The organism is Sphingosinicella sp. YJ22 (assembly GCF_011320075.1).
Taxonomy (GTDB): Bacteria; Pseudomonadota; Alphaproteobacteria; order Sphingomonadales; family Sphingomonadaceae; genus Allosphingosinicella.
Genome location: NZ_JAANPA010000054.1, coordinates 1 through 14570 on the forward strand (window position 1 = coordinate 1; position 14570 = coordinate 14570).

The following is a 14570-nucleotide window of genomic DNA, read 5'->3' on the forward strand; positions in this document are numbered from 1 at the left end:
CCGCCGGGCGGTGCGGACCGGCGTGGCCGCCCGGGCGCTGCGAACGCGGTTGCGGGCCGAGCGCTGCTGGCAGCGGTCGTCGTTGCGGCTGCGGCAGGGCGGATAGGCGCGGGCGGCGGCGTGGCGGTCGCGCGGCGTGACGCCATGTTCGGCGAGCCAGCGGGCATAGGCCCGGCGCATGCCGCGCTCGTAAAGCTGGATGCAGCGGTCCTCGCGCACGCCCTTGATGCAGGGCGGATATTCGCGGACCACGCGGGGGCGGGTCTGGGTGAGCTCGCCGCGGCCGGTGAACACGCTGCTGTCGTAGCGCAGCCGGTGCGTGCTTGCCGCACCCACCGCGATGAGCAGCGCCACAACCCCCAGAATCAATACCTTGCGCATGCCCGTCTCCGTCGTCGCTCCGCCGACGTCATGGTTAACGATCAGGCACCAAAATTGCGCCCGGGGCAAGCTGGATCGTGCCGTTACGGGACGGAATCGGGCTGGCGACCGTGGTCAGGCGAGGGCCCGCCAGATGCTCCAGGCGCTGGTCAGAGTCAGGACGATGCCGACCATCATCATCAGCACCGACGCCGCGACCCGCTTGGCGAGCAGAGCCCCCAGCGGCGCCGCGGCGATTCCTCCGATAAGCAGCCCGAAGGTCGCGGCCGTGAAGTCGCGCCAGCCCAAGGTCATGAAGAAGGTCGCGGAAACCGTCACGGCAAGGAAGAACTCGGCGGTCGAGACCGTCCCGATCGTCTTGCGCGGGCTGGTGCCCTGGATCAGCAGGTTGCTGGTGACTACCGGGCCCCAGCCGCCGCCGCTCGCCCCGGTCAGGAAGCCGCCGACCAGGCCGAGTGGCTCGACCACTCGCGCCTCGCGCTCCTTGTGCCTGTGGCGCAGGCTTCGCCAGATCAGCCATAGCCCGATCAGCGAAAGATAGGTCAGGACAACCGGACGAGCGACTTCCGGGAGGGTATTGGAGACGACAAAGGCGCCAAGGATTCCGCCGATCATTCCGGGGATCAGGAGCCGCGCGAGCAACCGCCAGTCGACGTTCGCCATCAGCGCATGGCTGAGCCCGGAAATGCCGGTCGTGAAGCTTGCGACGATCGCCACGCTCGCGGCGGCCGCTGCGGGCGGCAGCCCGGCGCTGATCAGCAGCGTGCTGGAGATCACTCCGAAGGCCATTCCGAGAGCGCCATCGATGAGCTGCGCGGCGAAGCCGATCAGGACGAACGGCAACAGATCGTAGACGCCGATCGTCGACAGATCGATCAAGGACGTGCTCCCGCGGAGGCTTGGCCGGACATGCGGGAAGGCGTGGTGGGAAGCTAAGCCTCCGTCAACCATTTGGAAGGAAAATGCCGGCCTGGAAACGACTCCGAAGAGTCAGGAGCAATGACGGCAGCGGAAACCCTGTTCTCCCTCGCCGAGGAACTGCCGGCGGGAGACGATGATCGTGAGAACGACAACGATCTCCAACCGGGGACGCTGACTCGCGGTTCGCTGAAAGAGATCTGCTTCCTGCGCAAGATCACGCCGCTGGGCGCGGTTCTCAACGTCCAGTCGAAGCGGCGGCTGGGCGAAAGGCTCGACCTCACGCTCATGACCGGCGAGCGCCTCGCGGGTACCGTCACCTGGGTGACCGAACATGAGCTCGGCCTGCGCTTCGACGATACCGCCGACATTTTCGGCCTCATCGCCCGCAACCTCGTGCGCCAGCCCGGCGATGCGCGCCGAATGCCGCGGATCGAGCTGCGCTGCCAGGCCTGGCTCGAGGCGGGATCGCGCCGCGACCGGGTGATCCTGCGCAACCTCACCGACGGCGGGGCGCGGATCGACACGCGCCTGCCGCTGGTCGCGCATGAGCATGTCGTGCTCATCCCCGACGGCTTCCGAGCGATCGAGGCGGAGGTGCGCTGGGTTGACGGCGGTGCCGTGGGCCTGTCCTTCCTCCCGGCCTTGTCGTGGCAGGAGCTGATGCCTTGGCTGCGCCAGCGCCAACCGGTTTCCGCGCGCCGCTCGGCGCCGATGCCGCCGCGAGTCGCCGACGTCATTCCCAATCCCCCGGTGTCGGCGGAGGAGCGCCAGAGCATCGGCCTCAACCTCCCCGCCAAGGTGCGCGAGGGCACCAAGCGCTGGACGATCGAGATCGAGACGATCGACACGCGCGAGGTGCGCTTCACCTGCTTCGGCGCCCTGGAAACCGGGCGGCTGTTCTGGATCTCGCTGCCGGGCCTTGAAGGCTGGCCGGCGCGGATCGCGGCGATCGACGGCTATTCGGTCACGTGCCAGTTCACCCAGCCGCTCCACCCGGCGGTGTTGGAGCGGGTGCTGGCGCTGTCCGGGCAGAACATCCGGATCAGCTAGACGACGAGCCCGACCCGCTTTTGTCGGGGCGCCGCGAGCGATTGGCGTAGAGCAGGGCGGCGACGAGCGCGGCGGAGCCGACGCCGACCGCCGCGCCTGCGACGAAATTGCGGGTCCGCCGGCTGTCCTTCTCGTCGGCCTTGGTGGCTTCCTTGGCGCTGCGCGCCACGTCGAGCGTCTCGCCGCCTGGGGCGTCAGGATCGCCGACCGCGGCGTCCTTGGGATAGCTCGGTTGTTTCGACATGGATGACCTCTTCAAGCCTGCGCGGCGATTATGCCAACGCGCCGGACCGAACCGGTTTCCCAGTATGACGGGCAGGGTGCAAGCGGGAAGTGGCAGGAGACGGGCATTCGAGACGCGGAACGTCACCGGGAGGTCGCCCTCCCGGTGATTGTAGTTCGCGATAGGACTCGTCAGCGGCGGCCGCAGCCTGCCGGATCTGCGTTGCGGCCGCTGTCGCTGTCGCTGGTGCGATTGCCGCGGCCGCGGCCGGCCGGGTCCGAATTGGCGCCGCGGTCATTGTCGGTGCAGCCCTGGATGCCGCCGCTGCGGCGCCGTCCGCGGCGGCCATGATTCACCCGGTCGGCATTGCGGCCGCTGTCGCTGTCGGAATAGCCGGTATAGCCGCGCCCGACAGGGTCGGAATTGGAGCCTGTGTCCCGATCGGTCACCTGAAGCGCTTCGGCTTCCTGGGCGCTGGTGGCGAGAAGGGCGGCGCCTCCCACCACACCACCCGCAACGCGGCCGAGGAACGACCGGCGGGTCAATTTACGCGTGGGTTTCATTTTCACTCTCCCTGCCGGGAGACGGGCGGCGAAGACGCACTTCCGCGATGATCCCCCAACACCACAGACAGTAGAATTACGAGGGCGCAAGTCAAGCGGCCTCGGCGAGCGGCTTGTCACGCGCGGCGGCGCCTTCTACCCACTTCCAAGTGAAGGAGATTGCCTGAAAATGCTTGCTCTTGCCCTCGCGGCGGCGCTCCAGCCGGCGGTGCCGCCGGCCCTCGAGGTGGAGCGCGACCCGATCACCGATCGGGTCAGCGCCTTCGCGGTGATCCGCGCGCCGCAGGGGCGGCTGGCGATCGGCTGCGACCCGCAGGAATATGACGGCCTGCGGATGATGGTGCACAGCACGCGCGGCTGGTTCGCCCGGGCCGAGTTCGTGTCGCGCGCCCGGCGCTTCACCTTTCGCTTCGACCGGGCCCGCCCGGTCCGAGTGCGCTGGGAGACGAGCCGCCGTACCGCCTGGGTGGGCTCTCCGCACACCGCCTCGCTGATGATCGCGCGCGCCCGCACCGCCCAGCGCCTCGCCATCCGCACCAAGGATTTCGAGGGACGGGAGATGGATTTCGTGTTTGACATGGCGGGGGCTCGCCCTGTGATCGACGAAGCCGTCGGAATTTGCACCGGCGCGTTCGTGCCGACCGCGTTGCCGCGCAGCTAGGATCGCGTGCGCCGCCGGTTCGAACCGCTCAAGCGACTTGAAGGCGAGCAGGAGCGCGCCTCGTCGCCGCGAGTCCATGCGGCGCTCGCCGCATCGGCGGGGACCGGCAAGACCCATGTTCTGACGGCAAGGGTGCTTCGGCTGCTGCTGTCCGGGGTCGATCCGGCCAGCATCCTGTGCCTCACCTTCACCAAGGCGGGCGCCGCCGAGATGGCGGACCGCGTCCACGCCCGCCTCGCCCACTGGGCGCGGCTGAAGGAGGCGGCGCTCAAGAAGGAGCTGTTCGCGCTCGACGAGCGCAGCGGGCCCCGCGAACTCGAACGGGCGCGAAGCCTGTTCGCACGCGTGCTGGAAGCGCCCGGCGGGGGCCTGCGCATCCAGACCATCCATGCGTTCGCGCAGGGCCTGCTCGCCGCCTTTCCCGACGAAGCCGACCTGACCCCCGGCTTCCGCCCGCTGGAGGGGCGCGAAGAGACGTTGCTGGTGCGCTCGACCCTGGCCGAATTGCTTGTCCGCGCCGAGCAGGGCGGCGACTTCCCGCTGATCCGCGACATCCAGGCGCTGAGCCTCCGCTATGGCGAAGGCGACGCCGCCGCGCTGCTGCAGGCGTGCGCGCGGGTGCCCGATGCGATGGAGGCGCTCGGCCCCCGCGACGGGATCGGGGCCAGGCTGCGCATCGTCTTCGGCCTGCCGCTCGGCGACACCGAGGCAGTGATCGCCGCCGCCTGCTGCGATGACTCGTTCGACGTCGCCACCTTGGAGAAGATCGCCGCCGCCAACGCCGCCTGGGGAACCTCGACGGGCCTCAAGTGCGCCGATCTGGTCGCCGCGTGGCGGTTGCACGGTCCGGCCGAGCGCGCCGCTTCGCTCGACGATCTCGCCGGCATCGTCCGGACCAAGAGCGGCGAGCTGCGCAAGACGCAGACCGGTCTTCTCAAGGTGGCGCCGGATTATGGCGAGCTCGCCGCGCGCCTGGCCGAGTCCTGCGAGCGCTTGCTCGCGATGCGGCGGACCGCTGCCCTCGTCGACCTTTGCGCCGCGGGGCTGAGGGCAGGGCAGGCCTTCGCCCGCGCCTATGCCGACGCCAAGCGCGGGCAGGGCCTGGTCGATTTCGACGACCTCATCCGCAGGGCCGAAGCGCTGCTTGCAACGCCCGGAATCGCCGACTGGGTGCGCTACAAGCTCGACCAGCAGACCGACCATATTCTGGTCGACGAGGCGCAGGACACCAACGCGCGGCAATGGACGATCGTCGACGCGCTCGCCTCCGAATATTTCGCCGGCGAGAGCGCCGCGGGGCGGCACCGCACCATCTTCACCGTGGGCGACTTCAAGCAGGCGATCTTCAGCTTCCAGGGCACCGATCCCCGCGAGTTCGACAAGGCGCGCGCGCGCTTCGAGCGCTCGGCCCTGGCGGTTCGCGGCAATGTCGTCGACCTGTTCAACCGCGACGATCGCCTGCCTCCCGACTTCCTCGACCTGTCGATGGACACGAGCTTCCGCTCCTCGCCGCAGGTGCTCGAGGTGGTCGACCGGGTGGTCGGCGACCTCGGCCACGAAGCGCTCGGCCTGCCGCGGCGGCCGAACCCGCATCTCGCCTTCAACAAGGCGCGGCCGGGCTCGGTGACCGTGTGGCAGCCCTACAGCGAGGCGAGCGACGGCGACGAGGAGGCCGGGGAGGAAGGCTGGATCGGCGAGGCTGCGCGCAAATACGCCTCGCGCCTGGCCCGGCAGGTCAAGGCGTGGATCGACCGACCGTTCCGAATCGAGAGCCAGAAGCGGCCGCTTCGGCCGGAGGATATCCTCATCCTCGTCCGCCGCCGCGGCGAGCTGGCGGCGCTGCTGGTGGCGCGGCTCCACGCGGAAGGCGTGCCGGTCGCCGGCATCGACCGGCTGTCCTTGTCGGCGCCGCTGGCGGTCAAGGACCTGCTCGCCGCGGCGCGCTTCGCGATCCAGCCATTGGACGACCTCAACCTCGCCAGCCTGCTCGTCTCCCCGCTGATCGGGTGGAGCCAGGACGATCTCTACGCGGCCGCCTTCAACCGCGGCGACGCCAATCTGTGGCCGAACCTGCGCGCCCGTGCCGACCGGGGCGAGGGACCCGATCTCGCGCCGCTCTATGCGATGCTGGACATCGCGGATTTCGCCACGCCGCACGAATTTTTCGAGACTTTGCTGTCGGGGCCGCTCGACGGCCGGCGCAAGCTCCAGGAGCGGCTCGGTACCGAGGCGCGCGACCCGATCGAGGAATTGCTGTCGAGCGCGCTCGAGTTCGAGACGGCCGGCGCACCCTCGCTTGCCCGCTTCCTCGACTGGTTCGCGCGCGGCGAGGTCGAGATCGTGCGCGACCCGTCGGCGCCGCTCGACGCGGTTCGGGTGATGACGGTGCACGGGTCGAAGGGCCTCGAGGCGCCGGTGGTCATCCTCGCCGACGCTTGCGCCGATCCGGACAAGATGGGCGGCGGGCCGCGGCTTGCCGCGCTTCCGATCGAGAATGGTCGCCACCTCGTACCGGTGCCGCGGCCGCGCAAGGCCGAGATGGCCGAGCCGCTCGCCATGCTGGTCGCCGAGAAGGACAAGCGCGACCGCGAGGAGCATTGGCGGCTGCTCTATGTCGCCATGACCCGCGCCCGCGAGCGGCTCTATGTCGGCGGAGCGCTGGCGGCCAATGCCAAGGCCCCCCCGACCGACAGCTGGTACCGGCCGATCGAAGGCGCCCTGGCCGGGATGGGCTGCGCCTGGGAAGAGGATGGCCATTGGGGCCAGTCGATGCGCTTCGGCGCGCTCGAGCAGGGTGTGGAAGCCGCCGTGCCTCGTCCGACGCCAGCGGTGACGCTGCCCGAGTGGCTGAAACGCGCCGCACCGCAGGAAGAGCGGCCGCCGCGCCCGCTCGCGCCGTCGGCGCCGGGCGAGGACGAGGCGGCCTATCCGCCGCCGGGGCCCGAGCAGCGCCGTGCGGCCGCCCGCGGCAAGCTTCTCCACCGCCTGTTCGAGCGCCTTCCCGACGTGCCGCGTCCGGATCGGCGCGCGCTCGCCGAGCGCTGGCTCGCCGCGAGCGGGGAGGCCGAGGATGCCGCGTTCCGCGCCGCGCTCGTCGACGACGCCTGCCGGGTGATCGACGATCCGCGCTTCGGCGACCTGTTCGGCCCCGATGCGCTCGCGGAGGCGCCGATCGCGGCGGTGATCGGCGGCGGGCAGGTCGTTTCCGGCACGGTCGACCGCCTGCTGGTGACCGACACGCGAGTCCTCGTCGCCGACTTCAAGACCGGGCGCGACGTGCCCGCCCGTCCCGAGGAAGCGCCCGCCTCGCACCTTCGCCAGATGGCCGCCTATCGCGCCGCTTTGTCAGTGATATTCCCGGACAGAGTGATCGAAGCGGCGCTGCTTTACTCGGGCGGCCCGGTGCTTCACCCGCTTCCCGCCGAATTGCTGGCGGCCCATGCGCCAGGCGGAGGTTGACCACCGGAGCCACCCGCTTACATCCGGGCTCACTCTTCAGGAGACCAATTTCCAATGGCTACCAAGACAGTCACCGACGCTTCCTTCGAAAGCGACGTCCTCCAGGCCGAGGGCCCGGTCCTCGTCGATTTCTGGGCGGAGTGGTGCACCCCGTGCAAGGCGATCGCGCCGGCGCTCGAGCAGATCAGCGACGAGCTCGCCGACAAGGTCACGATCGCCAAGCTCAACATCGACGACAATCCCGAATGGCCGGGCAAGTTCGGGGTGATGAGCATCCCGACCATGATCCTGTTCAAGAATGGCGAGCGCACCGCCACCAAGGTCGGCGCCGCGCCCAAGAGCCAGCTTCAGGGCTGGCTCGAGCAGCAGCTTTAAGCTTCGAGTTCCTCCCCATCGCGACGCGATGGGGAGGGGGACCATCGCTGCAAGCGATGGTGGAGGGGTAGCGTGGCGCGCGGGCGGAGGGATGACCCCTCCACCATGCTTCGCATGGTCCCCCTCCCCACGAGGCTGTGCCTCGCGGAGAGGAACTAGGCCGGCGGCTCGGTCCCTTCCAGCCCGCGCGTGTCGGGCCGGAACTTGTCGTGGCGCGGCAACTCGTCCCTGGTGTCGAACCAGGCGATCCTGCTGGCGACGAAGATGTGGTAGCTGGGCGCGACCGCGCCGGGCTCGTCGAGGGTGGCGACGCTGAAATCGACCGTCTCGGGCTGGTGGTCGACCTGCATCAGGAAGGGCGTGCCGCAGTCGCCGCAGAAGCTGCGGTGGCCGAAGCTCGACGAAGCGAACGACTTCACCCTGTCGCCGCCCTTGGTCCACACCAGGTGCCCGGCGGGCACGGACGCGAACACCATCGCGGGTGATCCGGAATTGAGCTGGCAGGTGCGGCAATGGCACCAGCCGGCATCGAACGGCGTGCTTTCGAGCCGGTAGCGGACCGCGCCGCATGCGCAGCCGCCTTCGAATGTCCTGTCCATGCGTGTCCGCTAGGCCTCAGTGAAGCTGAACTCAATCTTGCGGGCATGGACCTTGCGCCCGCTGCTCACTATGTCGAGGCCCGCAATGGAATTCCTGCTCGTCCTTTCCGCTCTTCTGAGCGCGCTGACCGGTGCCTTCACCGGCACGCGCGACGGCGAAGCGCGGGCGAGTCAGGCCGAGGCGCAGCTGGTCGCGTTCGCCCAGGCGGGCGCCCAGGTGAAGGCAGCCGCGCTGCGGCCGGTGCAGTCGGTGCCGCCGATCGCGCGGCTGAGCAGCCAGGGTCCCGACATCGCGCCGCCGCCGGCGCTATTGGCGCCGCTCGCCTTCATTCGGTTGATCGAGTGAGCCGGCGCGGCCGCTGACGCCGCCGTCTCAATCTCGTCCCTGGCCCGGCGCCGCGCCGGGCGTGCCTCGTTTCAAGATCAGGATCCGCACCCATGTTCGCTGGTTTCGCCAAGTCCATTTTCGGCTCGTCCAACGACCGCTACGTCCGCTCGCTCCAGAAGACCGTCAACCAGATCAACGGCCTGGAGCCGACCATCTCGGCGATGACCGACGAGGAGCTCCAGGGCCAGACCGTCCGCTTCCGCGAACGGCTCGCCAACGGCGAGGACCTCGACAAGCTTCTTCCCGAGGCTTTCGCCACCGTCCGCGAGGCCGCCAGGCGCGTGCTCGGCCAGCGTCACTATGACGTGCAGATGATCGGCGGCATCGTCCTCCATCGCGGCGAGATCGCCGAGATGCGCACCGGCGAGGGCAAGACGCTGGTCGCGACCCTGGCCACCTATCTCAACGCGCTCGAGGCGAAGGGCGTTCACGTCATCACCGTGAACGACTATCTCGCCCGCCGCGACGCCGAGTGGATGGGCCAGGTCTACCGCTTCCTCGGCCTCACCGTCGGAGTCATCGTCCCCAATCTCACCGACCAGCAGCGGCGCGACGCCTATCACGCCGACATCACCTACGGCACCAACAACGAGTTCGGCTTCGACTATCTGCGCGACAACATGAAGTACGACCGCGCTTCGATGGTGCAGCGGCCGTTCAACCACGCCATCGTCGACGAGGTCGACTCGATCCTGATCGACGAAGCGCGCACCCCGCTGATCATCTCCGGACCGACCGAGGACAAGTCCGACCTCTACATCGCCTTGGACGCGATCGTCCGCGAGCTCGTCGCCGAGGATTACGAGTTCGACGAGAAGACCAAGAACGTCACCCTCACCGAGGAAGGCACCGAGCGGGTCGAGCGCGTGCTGGAGGCGGAAGGCCTGCTGACCGGCTCGAACCTCTACGATTTTGAGAACACCCAGGTGGTCCACCACCTCAACCAGGCGCTGCGCGCCAACATCGCCTACAAGCGCGACATCGACTACATCGTGAAGGACGGCAAGGTCGTCATCATCGATCCGTTCACCGGGCGAATGATGCAGGGCCGGCGCTGGTCCGACGGTCTCCACCAGGCGGTCGAGGCCAAGGAGAGGGTTCAGATCGAGCCGGAGAACCAGACGCTCGCCTCGATCACCTTCCAGAATTATTTCCGCATGTACCCGAAGCTGTCGGGCATGACCGGCACCGCGGCGACCGAGGCGGCGGAATTCTACGACATCTACAAGATGAACGTCGTCACCATCCCGACCAATCTGCCGGTGCAGCGCAAGGACGACGTCGACGAATTCTACAAGGACCAGAACGACAAGTTCGCGGCGATCACCAAGACGGTGAAGGAGGCGATGGAGCGCGGCCAGCCGGTGCTGGTCGGCACCGTATCGATCGAAAAGTCGGAACTGCTGTCCGACTTCTTCACCAAGGCCGGAGTCAAGCACGAGGTGCTGAACGCGCTCCAGCACGAGCGCGAGGCGCATATCGTCGCCCAGGCCGGCCGCTTCGGCATGGTCACCATCGCCACCAACATGGCCGGCCGCGGCACCGACATCCAGCTCGGCGGCAACGTCGAGTTCCGGATCGAGGACGAGCTCGCCGACATGCCCGAGGGCCCGGAGCGCGAGGCCGCGATCGAGCGGATCAAGGTCGAGGTCGCCGAGGAGAAGGAGCGCGTGCGCGCCGCCGGCGGCCTGTTCGTGCTCGCCACCGAGCGGCACGAGAGCCGGCGTATCGACAATCAGCTGCGCGGCCGCTCGGGGCGCCAGGGCGATCCGGGCCTCAGCCGCTTCTACCTGTCGCTGGACGACGATCTGCTGCGCATCTTTGGACCGCAGACCATGTTCTCGAAGATGGTCCGCTCGAACCTCGAGGAAGGCGAGGCGATCGTCTCCAAGTGGATCGCCAAGGCGATCGAGACCGCCCAGAAGAAGGTCGAGGCGCGCAACTACGACATCCGCAAGCAGGTCGTCGAATATGACGACGTCATGAACGACCAGCGCAAGGTCATTTACGAGCAGCGCGCCGACATCATGGACGCCGAGACGATCGGCGACGTCGTCGAGGACATGCGCGCCGAGACGGTCAACGCGATCATCGGCGAGGCGATTCCGCCCAACACCTATCCCGAGCAGTGGGACATCGAGCTGCTCAAGAAGCGCACCAAGGACGTGTTCGACCTCGAGCCGCCCTACGAGGAGTGGGTCAAGGAGGAAGCGGTCGATCCCGAGATGTTCGTCGAGCGCCTCCAGAAGCTCGCCGACGAGCAGATCGCCGACAAGGCCCGCGACATTCCGCCGGAAAACTGGATCCAGATCGAGAAGAGCTTCATGCTCCAGTTCCTCGATCACCACTGGAAGGAGCATCTCTCGATGCTCGACGCGCTGCGCCAGGTCGTGCACCTGCGCGCCTACGCCCAGCGCAAGCCGATCGACGAGTATAAGCATGAGGCGTTCGCGATGTTCGAGCGCATGCTCACGCTGATCCGAGAGGACGTGACGGCGTCGCTGGCCCAGGCGCAGTTCCGCACCGAGCCGGCGCCGCTGCCCGACCTGCCGGACTTCCTCACCCAGCATATCGACCCGTTCTCGGGCGAGGACGACACGTTCGACATTGACGCCGGCACCGGCGCGATCCTGTCGCAGCTGCCGCCGCTCCAGCCCGCCGAGCCGGCGCTGGCGCCGGCCGCGGGCGCCGACGGCGACGTTCTCCCGGTCAGCCGCAACGCGCCGTGCCCGTGCGGCTCGGGAAAGAAGTACAAGCACTGCCACGGGGCTTTGGCGTAGCGCGCTCGCCCCGCCCGAGGCTTTCCCTCCCCCGCGAGCGGGGGAGGGGCTTGGGTCAGGCCAGCTTCAGGCCTTCCCGGTTCATGGCCATGGTCAGCTTCTTGTTCTGCTCCTCGCTCATCGAGGCGCGCAGGCGCGGGAAGACGTTGTCCTCCTCGTTGCGGATATGGCCTTCGAGCAGGGCGCGGAAATCGCGCACCCGGGCGAGGAATTCCGGCCCGTCTTTGGCCATGTTCTCGAGCTCGTAGAGATAGGACTTCACATAGCCGTGCTCGCCGTTGAGGTCGTCGGCGTCGTGCGCGTCGTTGGCCTCGCGCATCGCCGGATAGATCACGCTCTCCTCCTGAAGCGCGTGCTTGCTGAGCGAATATTTGATCTTCATGAGGAGGTGCGAGCGCGTCGTGGTCTGGTCGTCGCCGGTCGCCTCGAGCTGGTCGAACAGCGCCAGCGTGGCCTTGTGCTCGGCCTTGAGAGCGTCGTCCCAATTGCCGGCCATGTAGGTCGGCGACTGCATCATCATCTTGCGGCCCATATTGGCCGCGAGGCCGACCGCGGCGCCGGCCACTGCCGCGGCCGCAATGGCGCCGGTCTGGCGGTCGAACGAGAAAGCGCTCTTGTGCTTGAAGCGCCCATGGCTGTCGCGGGGCGGGGTGTCGGTGCGATTGGTCTTGCTGCGCGTGGTGGTCGCCATCTTCGGCCTCCATTGAGACGGGGAATTTTCGGCGGATTCAACCCGTGGGCGCACGCCAATGTTCCGGCCGCGGGTAGCCCGCTGCGGTCGCGGTCATCGGTGAATTCTCTTCAGTTCCAGATAATTGGCGCGATGGATCGTTGGCGATCCGCGTCCGGCGGTGGCCTGCGCGCGGTGAACGTTAGGGCACTCGAACCGCAGTAAACCGCTCGTGCTTTTCCTCGCTCCGGCCAGCATGCTAGTCTCGCCCCGCAAGACGTGGGGGGACGGACTTGGACGTCTTCATTTCCTATTCGCGTGCCGATGTGGACGTGGTTCGGCGGATCGCCGAGGCGGTCGCCCGCGAAGGCTTTAGCGTCTGGTGGGATGCCGACCTGCCGCCGCACCGCGCCTATGGCGATGTCATCACCGAAGAGATCGGCGGCGCCAAGGCGGCGATCGTGGTGTGGTCGCAAACCGCCGCGGCGTCGGAATGGGTGCGTGCCGAGGCGGACGTCGCGCGCAACCAGAAGAAGCTGATCCAGACCAGCATCGACGGGGTTATGCCGCCGATGCCGTTCAACCAGATCCAGTTCGCGTCGCTCGAGGATTGGCAGGGCGAGCCCGACCATCCCGGCTGGCGCAAGGTAAAGGCGAGCCTCTCGATCCTGTGCGGCGTGCCGGATGCGGGAGAGGCGCCGCCGGCGGCCGCGTCGCCCGCGCCGGCGGTGCCGCCGCCTCCGCCGTCACCCCCGCCACGCCAGGACCCGCCAAAGGCGAGCCGTGGCCTTGCCATGGTGATCGGGGTGCTGGTCCTGCTGCTGGTGGCGGGGGCCGCGACCATCGGGCTGTTGTGGAATCGCGGCGAACGCGTTCGTGAAGTTGTGCGGGTGGAAAGCCAGCCGGCGCCGCGCGATGAGCCGCCGGCGGCTGCGACCGACCGCGCGCCAGAACGGGGCGCGACGAGGCGGCCGCCTGCCGAGGCTCAGCCGGCCGGACCAGCGCCCTTGCCGCGCACCGCGGTGATCAGCGACCCCGACGGCTTCACCAACGTCCGGGACACGCCGTCAACGAGCGGCGCGATCGTCGCTCGGATCAATGAGGGCGAGCGCTTCTCGACGCGTATCCAGCAGCGCCCATGGTGGCGCGTCAGGCTCGACGACGGAACGGAGGGCTGGGTGCATCGCTCGCGCATCCGCCTCGTCGATTGAGGCTGCGGGGATCGCGATGTGAAGGATGGCTCCCCGGGCCTGATTCGAACAGGCGGCCGTCCGATTAACAGTCGGATGCTCTACCGCTGAGCTACCGGGGAACAACAGCGAGGCGCGCCTATAGCAGCGCTTCTTCGGCGGTTGCAAGGGGGCGAAATGCGGGTTTTCCGCACTTTGTTCGCCCTCGCGATCAGACCGCGAACTGCTCCATCGAGATGCGCTCGTCGAGGGCGTGCTCGGGGTCGAACAGCAAGGTCAGCGCGCGCGAGCGGTCGATGGCGACCTCGACACGATCGATCCCGCGCACCTCGCGCTGGTCGGCGACGGCCGACACCGGCCGTTTCTTCGGGTCGAGCACGCGCAGGGACACGCGCAGGTCGTCGGGGATGATCGCGCCGCGCCAGCGCCTGGGCCGGAACGGGCTGATCGGCGTGATCGCGAGAAGGGTCGAGTTCAACGGCAGGATCGGCCCGTGCGCCGAGAAGTTATAGGCGGTCGACCCGGCCGGCGTGGCGACCAGCACGCCGTCGCAGATGAGCTCTTCGATCACGACACGACCGTTGACCGAGACTTCGATCCAGGCGGTCTGGCGGGTCTCGCGGAGCAGCGACACTTCGTTGATAGCCGGGCTGACGACGACTTGGCCGTCGACACGCACCGCCTTCATCTCGAGCGGCGGGACGCTGAACGACTTGGCGCGATCGAGCCGTTCGGCGAGGCCGTCGATCCGCCATTCGTTCATCAGGAAGCCGACGGTGCCGCGATTCATCCCGAACACGGGACAGACCCGGCCGCGCTCCAGCATCTCGTGAAGGGTCTGCAGAATGAAGCCGTCGCCGCCCAGCGCCACGACGAGATCGGCCTCTTCGAGCGGCACGAAATCATAATGGGCGTGGAGCAGCTGCTCGGCCACCTGCGCCGCCTCCGCGCTGGAGGCGACCAGCGCCATGGCTTTGTCCCCCTGCCGAGCCATGGACCGTAGCTAGGGGCGATTGTGCGGCGCGGCAAGCGGCGTCGTGGAGAACCGACTCGGATCGGGACAGGGCGCCCGGTGAAGGCGATTGGCGGAATTGGCGGGGCGGGCTAGACCGAGGCGGAGATGCCGGACCCGCTGTTCATCCTGTCCTTCCGCCACCGCGACGAGCTTCACCGCCTCGCCGAGGCGGCCGGGTGGGAGCCGATCGCGGCGCGGCGCGACGCCAATGCCGAGGCGCGCTTCGTCGCTTCGGGGGCAAGCGTCGCGCTGGTCGACGCGCGCGGCGCCGCGGCCGAAGGCGTGGCCGCGGTTC

15 protein-coding genes and 1 tRNA gene are annotated in these 14570 nt (G+C 68.5%); 8 read left to right on the forward strand and 8 right to left on the reverse strand.

Annotated elements, in window-relative coordinates:
• Both G7B71_RS14550 and G7B71_RS14555 read right to left on the reverse strand, forming a co-directional pair.
• On the reverse strand, positions 1-381 hold a 381-nt coding region (locus G7B71_RS14550), incomplete at its 3' end, for a hypothetical protein (protein WP_166042206.1).
• A 114-nt stretch (positions 382-495) separates the two neighbouring features.
• The gene (locus tag G7B71_RS14555) at positions 496-1260 is read right to left on the reverse strand and encodes a sulfite exporter TauE/SafE family protein (protein WP_243406263.1); all 765 of its coding nucleotides are present in this window, start codon (positions 1258-1260) and stop codon (positions 496-498) included.
• Positions 1261-1380: 120 nt separating this feature from the next.
• Between G7B71_RS14555 and G7B71_RS14560 the strand changes: the two genes are divergently transcribed.
• Positions 1381-2352, forward strand: coding sequence for a hypothetical protein (locus G7B71_RS14560; RefSeq protein WP_166042211.1), 972 nt, complete (start codon positions 1381-1383; stop codon positions 2350-2352).
• Here G7B71_RS14560 and G7B71_RS14565 read toward each other — a convergent pair.
• On the reverse strand, positions 2345-2596 hold the full coding sequence (locus tag G7B71_RS14565) for a hypothetical protein (protein ID WP_166042212.1): 252 nt from the start codon (positions 2594-2596) through the stop codon (positions 2345-2347). The genes G7B71_RS14560 and G7B71_RS14565 overlap by 8 nt on opposite strands.
• A gap of 170 nt (positions 2597-2766) precedes the next feature.
• Positions 2767-3138: a twin-arginine translocation signal domain-containing protein gene (locus G7B71_RS14570; protein WP_166042215.1), complete on the reverse strand. Its 372-nt coding sequence runs from the start codon at positions 3136-3138 to the stop codon at positions 2767-2769.
• Between the two features lie 169 nt (positions 3139-3307).
• Between G7B71_RS14570 and G7B71_RS14575 the strand changes: the two genes are divergently transcribed.
• Genes G7B71_RS14575 through trxA form a run of 3 tightly spaced genes read left to right on the forward strand, consistent with a single transcriptional unit; the run spans position 3308 to position 7633 of the window.
• Positions 3308-3799: a hypothetical protein gene (locus G7B71_RS14575; RefSeq protein WP_166042217.1), complete on the forward strand. Its 492-nt coding sequence runs from the start codon at positions 3308-3310 to the stop codon at positions 3797-3799.
• 6 nt (positions 3800-3805) lie between these two features.
• On the forward strand, positions 3806-7258 hold the full coding sequence (addA, locus tag G7B71_RS14580) for a double-strand break repair helicase AddA (protein ID WP_166042219.1): 3453 nt from the start codon (positions 3806-3808) through the stop codon (positions 7256-7258).
• A 54-nt stretch (positions 7259-7312) separates the two neighbouring features.
• Positions 7313-7633: a thioredoxin gene (gene trxA, locus G7B71_RS14585; protein WP_166042221.1), complete on the forward strand. Its 321-nt coding sequence runs from the start codon at positions 7313-7315 to the stop codon at positions 7631-7633.
• A gap of 155 nt (positions 7634-7788) precedes the next feature.
• Here the strand turns inward: trxA and G7B71_RS14590 are convergent, their stop codons facing one another.
• A complete protein-coding gene (locus tag G7B71_RS14590) occupies positions 7789-8232 on the reverse strand; it encodes a GFA family protein (protein ID WP_166042224.1) in 444 nt (147 codons plus the stop codon).
• A gap of 85 nt (positions 8233-8317) precedes the next feature.
• Between G7B71_RS14590 and G7B71_RS14595 the strand changes: the two genes are divergently transcribed.
• Together G7B71_RS14595 and secA are read left to right on the forward strand one after the other, a co-directional pair.
• Positions 8318-8578: a hypothetical protein gene (locus tag G7B71_RS14595; protein WP_166042226.1), complete on the forward strand. Its 261-nt coding sequence runs from the start codon at positions 8318-8320 to the stop codon at positions 8576-8578.
• Between the two features lie 92 nt (positions 8579-8670).
• Complete coding sequence (gene secA / locus G7B71_RS14600; RefSeq protein ID WP_166042228.1) at positions 8671-11400, forward strand: preprotein translocase subunit SecA; 2730 nt, start codon at positions 8671-8673, stop codon at positions 11398-11400.
• A 55-nt stretch (positions 11401-11455) separates the two neighbouring features.
• Here the strand turns inward: secA and G7B71_RS14605 are convergent, their stop codons facing one another.
• The gene (locus G7B71_RS14605) at positions 11456-12091 is read right to left on the reverse strand and encodes a hemerythrin domain-containing protein (RefSeq protein ID WP_166042230.1); all 636 of its coding nucleotides are present in this window, start codon (positions 12089-12091) and stop codon (positions 11456-11458) included.
• A gap of 272 nt (positions 12092-12363) precedes the next feature.
• On the opposite strand from G7B71_RS14605, the gene G7B71_RS14610 reads away from it, so the two are divergent.
• Positions 12364-13281, forward strand: coding sequence for a TIR domain-containing protein (locus tag G7B71_RS14610; protein WP_166042232.1), 918 nt, complete (start codon positions 12364-12366; stop codon positions 13279-13281).
• A 26-nt stretch (positions 13282-13307) separates the two neighbouring features.
• Here the strand turns inward: G7B71_RS14610 and G7B71_RS14615 are convergent.
• A tRNA-Asn gene (locus tag G7B71_RS14615) sits at positions 13308-13382 on the reverse strand.
• Positions 13383-13471: 89 nt separating this feature from the next.
• Complete coding sequence (locus G7B71_RS14620) at positions 13472-14230, reverse strand: NAD kinase (protein ID WP_166042234.1); 759 nt, start codon at positions 14228-14230, stop codon at positions 13472-13474.
• Between the two features lie 150 nt (positions 14231-14380).
• On the opposite strand from G7B71_RS14620, the gene G7B71_RS14625 reads away from it, so the two are divergent.
• Positions 14381-14570 (forward strand): hypothetical protein (locus G7B71_RS14625; protein WP_166042236.1); only part of this gene is annotated, 190 nt, incomplete at its 3' end.

Coding starts and splice junctions, on each gene's coding strand:
- G7B71_RS14560 (WP_166042211.1), top strand. CDS start 1,381: ATGACGGCAGCGGAAACCCTGTTCTCCCTCGCCGAGGAACTGCCGGCG.
- G7B71_RS14565 (WP_166042212.1), bottom strand. CDS start 2,596: ATGTCGAAACAACCGAGCTATCCCAAGGACGCCGCGGTCGGCGATCCT.
- G7B71_RS14570 (WP_166042215.1), bottom strand. CDS start 3,138: ATGAAACCCACGCGTAAATTGACCCGCCGGTCGTTCCTCGGCCGCGTT.
- G7B71_RS14575 (WP_166042217.1), top strand. CDS start 3,308: ATGCTTGCTCTTGCCCTCGCGGCGGCGCTCCAGCCGGCGGTGCCGCCG.
- trxA (WP_166042221.1), top strand. CDS start 7,313: ATGGCTACCAAGACAGTCACCGACGCTTCCTTCGAAAGCGACGTCCTC.
- G7B71_RS14590 (WP_166042224.1), bottom strand. CDS start 8,232: ATGGACAGGACATTCGAAGGCGGCTGCGCATGCGGCGCGGTCCGCTAC.
- G7B71_RS14595 (WP_166042226.1), top strand. CDS start 8,318: ATGGAATTCCTGCTCGTCCTTTCCGCTCTTCTGAGCGCGCTGACCGGT.
- secA (WP_166042228.1), top strand. CDS start 8,671: ATGTTCGCTGGTTTCGCCAAGTCCATTTTCGGCTCGTCCAACGACCGC.
- G7B71_RS14605 (WP_166042230.1), bottom strand. CDS start 12,091: ATGGCGACCACCACGCGCAGCAAGACCAATCGCACCGACACCCCGCCC.
- G7B71_RS14620 (WP_166042234.1), bottom strand. CDS start 14,230: ATGGCGCTGGTCGCCTCCAGCGCGGAGGCGGCGCAGGTGGCCGAGCAG.